The organism is Nitratireductor lacus (genome assembly GCF_056431025.1).
Genome location: NZ_JBWKMB010000045.1, coordinates 1 through 6,593 on the forward strand (window position 1 = coordinate 1; position 6,593 = coordinate 6,593).

Annotated in this window: 7 protein-coding genes; 1 reads left to right on the top strand and 6 read right to left on the bottom strand. The window is 59.8% G+C overall.

Annotated features, from left to right (window positions below):
• The 5 genes from AC07E3_RS21150 to AC07E3_RS21170 all read right to left on the bottom strand — a co-directional run.
• A partial coding sequence (locus AC07E3_RS21150) for a class II D-tagatose-bisphosphate aldolase non-catalytic subunit (RefSeq protein WP_478364671.1) occupies positions 1 to 450 on the bottom strand: 450 nt, incomplete at its 3' end.
• Positions 447 to 1,400 (bottom strand): tagatose kinase, encoded by a 954-nt coding sequence (locus AC07E3_RS21155; RefSeq protein WP_478364680.1) that lies wholly within the window; start codon positions 1,398 to 1,400, stop codon positions 447 to 449. The genes AC07E3_RS21150 and AC07E3_RS21155, both read right to left, overlap by 4 nt.
• Entirely contained in the window at positions 1,400 to 2,362 is a 963-nt protein-coding gene (locus AC07E3_RS21160; protein ID WP_478364673.1) for an ABC transporter permease, read from the bottom strand. Before AC07E3_RS21160 ends, AC07E3_RS21155 begins: the two co-directional genes overlap by 1 nt.
• Positions 2,359 to 3,876, bottom strand: a complete 1,518-nt coding sequence (locus AC07E3_RS21165) for a sugar ABC transporter ATP-binding protein (protein WP_478364675.1) — start codon at positions 3,874 to 3,876, stop codon at positions 2,359 to 2,361. Before AC07E3_RS21165 ends, AC07E3_RS21160 begins: the two co-directional genes overlap by 4 nt.
• A 109-nt stretch (positions 3,877 to 3,985) precedes the next feature.
• Complete coding sequence (locus tag AC07E3_RS21170; protein ID WP_478364682.1) at positions 3,986 to 4,885, bottom strand: substrate-binding domain-containing protein; 900 nt, start codon at positions 4,883 to 4,885, stop codon at positions 3,986 to 3,988.
• Between the two features lie 325 nt (positions 4,886 to 5,210).
• Between AC07E3_RS21170 and AC07E3_RS21175 the strand changes: the two genes are divergently transcribed.
• Positions 5,211 to 6,239, top strand: a complete 1,029-nt coding sequence (locus AC07E3_RS21175; RefSeq protein ID WP_478364677.1) for a LacI family DNA-binding transcriptional regulator — start codon at positions 5,211 to 5,213, stop codon at positions 6,237 to 6,239.
• Positions 6,240 to 6,336: 97 nt separating this feature from the next.
• Here the strand turns inward: AC07E3_RS21175 and AC07E3_RS21180 are convergent.
• A partial coding sequence (locus tag AC07E3_RS21180; protein ID WP_478364678.1) for a hypothetical protein occupies positions 6,337 to 6,593 on the bottom strand: 257 nt, incomplete at its 5' end.

Here is a 6,593-nt window from a genome sequence, read left to right on the forward strand (position 1 = left end):
GGCGCGTTCCGCCGTCACCGCATCGTCGAGCGCTGCGGGTTCACCGGCGCAGCCCATGCTCGTATCGAGATGGATCTTGGTGAAGCCTGCGCGCACATAGGCGTCGATCATCACGCGCGCGTGTTCCATCGCTTCCTCGGCGGGCTTGCCCTTCCAGGGATTAGGACCCAGATGGTCGCCGCCGAGCAGAATCCTGCCCGGATCAAAACCGACTTCCGCGGCAATCCCATGAACGAAGGCGTGGAAGTCGGCGGGTGTCATGCCGGTGTAGCCGCCCTCCTGATTGACCTGATTGCAGGTTGCCTCGATCAGGACCGGGCGCTCCGCGGCGAGTCCGTGACGAAGCGCTGCTTCGATCACCAGCGGATGCGCTGAACACACAGAGGTAATTCCGACATGCTCGCCAGCCGCGTGCCGTTTGCCCAGTTGATGGAGAATGTCTGCACTCATGATACGGGCTCTCGCTTAGCCATGAAGGTTTCGATCTGGCGGACGGTGGAGGCACCCTCCATGGGACCGCGCTGCATAACGGCCAGGGCGCCTGCCGCATTGGCACGGCGCAAGACCGTGGCCGCATCCACCCCTTCCAGCCAACCGGCCACGAAGGCGGCGCCGAAGGTGTCCCCTGCCCCCGTAGGGTCCACTTCCTCGACGGTAAAGCCGGGGACGTGAAGGGCGGTATCGCGGTCGAAATAGCTTGCGCCTTCAGCGCCTCTCTTTATGACGACAGCGCGCACGCCCCCAGCAAGCAGTTCGTTCACCGCGGTCACTTCCTGCTTGGCTTCGCTGAACAGGAACAGTTCGGCTCCGCTCGGCATGAACAGGTCAGTGCAGGCAAGAACTTCGCGCAGCGCATCGGCCATGCCGGGAAAACCCAGCATCTCCTTGCGTATGTTAGGATCAAAGGAAACCGTTCCGCCTTGCGCCTTGATGCGTTGCGCGGCGGTGCGGACCAGATCGATCACTTCTGCCGAATAGAGCGACGAGCCCATCACATGCAGATGACGCGCCGCGGCGATTGCCTTCTCCGCTGTCGCACTCGATACCAGCCGGCCACAGGCACTTTGGCGGATGTTGAAGACGAAATCGCGCAGACCGTCGGCACGATATCGCACAAAGGCGCTGCCGGTCGCTCGCTCCGGATCCGTGGAAATCGCGCTTATGTCGACGCCGCTCTCGGCCAGCCTTCGCGTGTTGAGGCGGCCAAAATCGTCGTCCCCCACACGGCTGACTATGGCGGCATTCAGGCCCAATCGCGCGATCTGATTGATGAAAATCGCTGGTGCACCGGACGGGAACGGGCCGACAAGCGGGATGGGCTCCAGAAAGCCCTCGCCGGTTGTCGTTGCCATGATCTCGACGACGATTTCGCCGATCGTCAAAACCGATCCGCCCACCATCATGCCCTCGCCCGCTTGGCACGCACGTCAAGCCAGACCGCCACGATAATGACCAATCCCTTGACGATGAGCTGATAGAAATAAGGTACGGACAGCATATTCATGCCGTTGTTGATGACGCCGATGATCAGGGCGCCGATAAGCGTGCCGATCATCGAGCCGACACCGCCGGCAAGGCTCGTGCCGCCCAGCACCGCGGCAGCAATAGCATCGAGCTCGTAGCTGATCCCCGCATTGGTCTGCGCCGAAAGCAACCGCGAGGACATGAGGATGCCGCTGATGGCAGCCATCGTGCCGGAGATCATGAAAATCGAGATCTTCAGCCGGTCGACCTTGATGCCCGAATAGATCGCCGCTTCGCGGTTACCGCCCGTCAGATAGGCGCGACGTCCGAATTTGGTTCTGGAAAGCGCGGTGTGGTTGACCAGGAAGAGGACGGCGACAACCCAGATGATGTTCGGCATGCCGAGAAAAGACTCCGTGCCGATGGCGATCCAGGAAGGATCATCGATCATGGCCGGCGCGCCATTAGTCGGCAGGCTGACGAGGCCGCGAAAAATGCCCATTGTCGCCACGGTGACGATGAAGGACGGCAACATGAGCTTGGCGGATAGCACTCCATTGAGGCCTCCCATCGCAGCACCGGCGATCAGGGTGAGCAGTACCGCCGGGACGAAGCCGAAACCTGCCAAAAGCAGTTGCGCTCCTACCATCCCGGCGACCGCGATGATCGACCCGACGGACCGGTCGATCTCGCCGAGGAGGATGACCCAGGTCATGCCGAAGGCAGCAACGGCGATGACCGCCACCTGCTGCAGAATGTTTGTGAAGTTGACCAGCGACATGAAGCGCGGATTAAGGAAGGCGAAGACCGCGCAAAGAAGTATGAGGGCGATCAGTATGCCGCCATATTGCTTCGCGAAGGTGAGCGCGGGCGAAGCCCGCATGGAAGACGCGCTCATGATGAAACACCTGCTGCATATGTCATGATTTTTTCCGGCGTGAGGTCACCGCCTGTCAGCGTGGCGCCGACGCGCCCCTCATGCATGACCACCACACGGTCGCTCAGGCCGAGAATTTCTGGAAGCTCGGACGAAACCATGATTACCGCCGTTCCTTCGGCGGCAAGCTGACGGATGATCTTGTAGATCTCGAATTTCGCACCGACATCCACGCCACGCGTCGGCTCGTCCAGGATCAGCACCTTCGGTTTGCTGAGAAGCCATTTCGCCAGAACGATTTTCTGCTGGTTGCCACCGCTCAAGGTTCCGCTGGGCGTGTCGAGCGAGGCCGTCTTGATCGACAAACGCCGCACTTCCTCATTCGAGGCGCTACACTCTGCCTTGGTGCGCATGAAGCCGAAGCGGTCGGCAAATGCATCCAGCGCCACCATGGAGATGTTCCAGCCGACGCTGTGCTGCAGCACCAGCCCTTCCTCCTTACGGTTCTCCGTGACGAAGGCGACACCGAGATCGACTGCGTCGACCGGGGAATCCGCCCGGACGATCCGGCCATCGAGCATCACCGAACCGTTTGCACCAAGACGGCCGAAAAGCGCCTTCATCACATCGGAGCGTCCGGCGCCGACCAGGCCGAAGAACCCCAGAATTTCACCCGGCCGAACCTCGAAACTGACCTCCTCGAATTTGCCCGGTACTCCGAGTTTCTCGACCTTGAGCATCGGCGGCAGGGAGGAGTCTGGCGCCGGGCCTGTGCGCTCAGGATAAATATCCTTCATCTGCCGGCCGACCATGAGGGCGATCAGCTCGTCGATCGTCGTCTCGTCGCGTTCCTTGGTGGCGATGTACTCGCCGTCCCGGACGACGGTGATGTCGTCGCTCACGCGCATGATTTCTTCCATGCGGTGCGAAATGTAGATGATTGCCTTGCCGGAGGCCTTCAGCCGCTCAATGATGCCGAACAGGAGTTCGGCCTCGCTGCCGCTCAGCGAGGAGGTCGGCTCATCGAGGATGACGATGTCTGCGTCGAAGCTCAAGCCCTTGGCGATCTCGACAAGCTGGCGCTGCGCCACCGACAGTGCTCCGACTTTCTGGTGGATATTCACCGGCAGGCCGAGATCGTCGATACTGCCCTGCGTTTTTGCCAGCAACGCCCGGTCGTTTATGAAGCCGAACCGGCTCGGCTCTCGGGTGGCCAACATGTTTTCTGCCACCGTCAGATTGTTGCAGAGACTGAGCTCCTGAAAAACGATTGCAAGGCCCCGGGCCGCCGCGTCCTGCGGGTCTAATGGACGATAGGGCGCACCGCGCAATTCGATCGTGCCGCTGCTCGGCGCATAAAGGCCGACCAGGATTTTCATCAGTGTCGACTTGCCAGCCCCGTTCTCGCCAAGAAGCGTATGCACGCGTCCCCGGCGAACGGTCAGGCTCATACTCTTTAGCGCAGTGATCGGACCAAAGGTCTTCGACACATCGCTGATCTTCAGGAAGACATCGCCGTCGGCATTGGTGCCCATCCTATGCTCCAAACCAATGATGGGAGGAACCGGGCGGATTGACGATGAAGTGCAGCCCGCCCGGCCTGCCGGTCGGTTATACCGGCATTTGTCTGCATTTACGGAGAATCTACTTGTCCTTGCCGGTATAGACACCCGGCTCCACGGGCTGCTCCTGGGGAACCTCTTCACCGGCCATGACCTTGATGGCAGTCTCGACGGCAACCTGGCCGAGCTTGTCGGGAAACTGGCGGATAACGCCCGCCATCACGGGATTCTGGTCGACGGCGTTACGCGCCTCTTCCATGCCGTCAAAGCCTATCACCTTGATCTGATCCTGAAGGCCTGCGGACTTTACCGCCACGGCGGCTGCCAGCGCGGCGTCATCGCCAAAGCCGAAAATGCCGTCAATGTCCGGATTGGCCTGCAGCATGTTCTGGGCAGCAGCCAGCGCTTCGGCGCGGGTAATGCCCGTCTGGACAGCAACGATTTCGATCTCGGGGAACTTCTTCAAAGCGTCCTTGAAACCGTTGACCCGGTTTACCACGGACTGGACGGTCGGGTAGTCGACGATCGCGACCTGCCCCTTGCCACCGAGAACCTCGGCCATCAGTTCGCCGGCTTTCACACCACCTGTGTAGTTGTCGGTGCCGATATAAGAGGTGACGTCGATGCCGTTGGCGGGAACGTCAACCGTGATGACCTTGATGTCCGCCTGCTGCGCCTTCATGATGGCCGCGCGCACGCCCTGGCTGTCCACCGGTGAAATGACGATGACGTCTACACCCTTGACGATGAAGTCCTCGACATCGGAAAGCTGCTTGTTGAGATCCTGATTGGCAATCGAGATTTCGAGCGGCACACCTTCCGACGCAGCCTCGGCTTTCATCGCGTCGGCCAGTTCGATGTAGAACGGGTGCTGCTGAGTCAGCAATGAGGCGCCGATGCCCTCGGCCTGAGCCGGTACTGCCAGGAACCCGGCCGCACAAGCGGCCAGCAGAAGATCACGGAACAGCTTGAATCTCATCATTTCCTCCTGAAGCTGCGGCTGCGCAACCACGCCGCCCTGATTGTTTTTCTGGCGCTTGCCGGATTGTGGCGCCACTTGGCACCGATTGCCTCCTTCAATCGCTCTTCATCGGCAGGCCGGTGATGGTCCTGCAACGGGCCGCATCCTAACCAAGGTATATTGTCTCGTGTCAATGTAAAATTTTTTGCACGTAAAATTTTGGTTTTTCTGGAGATAATTTTCCTTGATTACCGATTGCCCTCTGTCAGTATCTTCCCGACCCCGTTAGGAATGAACAGCTTGACCGGCGACGCGCTGCCCTGCCAGTCCGAAAAACGGAACACACATGGGAACACGAAGAATCAAGAACATGACGGAGTTCGCTGAACTCAGCGGAATCTCCCGACCGACCCTGTCGAAATACTTCGATAATCCGCAAAGCGTCCGGCCGAGCACCCGCAAGAGGATCGAAGCGGCGCTGGCTCAGTCGGGTTACCGGCCCAACATCCATGCGATGAGCCTGAACCGGAGAAAACCGCGAAACATTGGCATTATCGTACCGCTGATATCAGACCCCTTTTACGCCGAAACGGTGCGCCAGATCGAACTGCGTTGCCTAGAAGAAGGATACTGGGCGATCGTGCTCAGTTCGCATGGCGAAACGGAACTGGAGTCGCGTGCGATCCAAACGCTCATGTCGCTCAATGTCGCAGGAGCCATCGTTGCCCCGCTGGGCGCTGAGGAAAACCAGCCTCTGTTTGACAGGCTTGGGCGCGATGTGCCTCTTGTCTTCTTTGATTCCAGAATGGAAGGAGACTATCCTTTCGTCGGCACGGACAATAGCAACAGCATAGCTATCATTACCGAATATTTGCTGCGTACCGGCGAAAATCCGAGCTTCCTCAACATGCCTTTCGTCAACCGCAACGCGATAGAGCGCCAGGAAGCCTATATCGCGACAATGAAGAAGCACGAGGCAGAGCCCATAATGCTTTCGCCGCCTCACGAGAACTGGGATTTTGAAGCAGCCGGCTTCGCAGCGACGAAGCGCTGCCTGGAAAGCGGCGGTCTGCCCAGCAAAAGCCTGTTGTGCGCAAATGACCGTATCGCCTTCGGCGCCATGTCGGCGGCTTACGAGCACGGCTTGCGCATCGGCCGCGACCCACGCTGCGATCTTTTGATCGCCGGTCACGACGACCATCCACTAAGCCGCTATACCTGCCCTGGCCTGACTACGGTCGCACAGGACTGCGTGCGGATGGCCGAAGTGAGCACGGATATCTTGCTAAAACACATTGCCGAGGAGACTCCCGCAGCCTTGTCGCCAGAAGCGGTAGGGCTTGAGGCAAAACTGGTGATGCGGGCATCGGCCTGACGCGAAACAGCCCTCCTTAAGAGACCGGCTTCTCGGGCCAACATACGAAGGCAGCCCTGTCCGTCGTCAGGGTATTTGAGCAGGTTGGCGGCCTGATCTACACGACATCGCCCGCCGACAGGTTCGGGGCGAGCGGGGTGAACTGATGCGATGGATGCCCCCTTCGTCCGGCATCGTATGATGCCATCCGCGCCTTGGCGGCGCTATCGAAGGAGAACGTCGAGATGCGACGCTTGTGCACCGTGCCCGGCGTGGGACTAGAGCGGTTCAGAGCTTGACTGAATCGGTAGGGATTCCCGGATTGCCGATTTTGTGATTCAAGATGCTGGCTGGGAAGGAGGCCAGCATCTGATG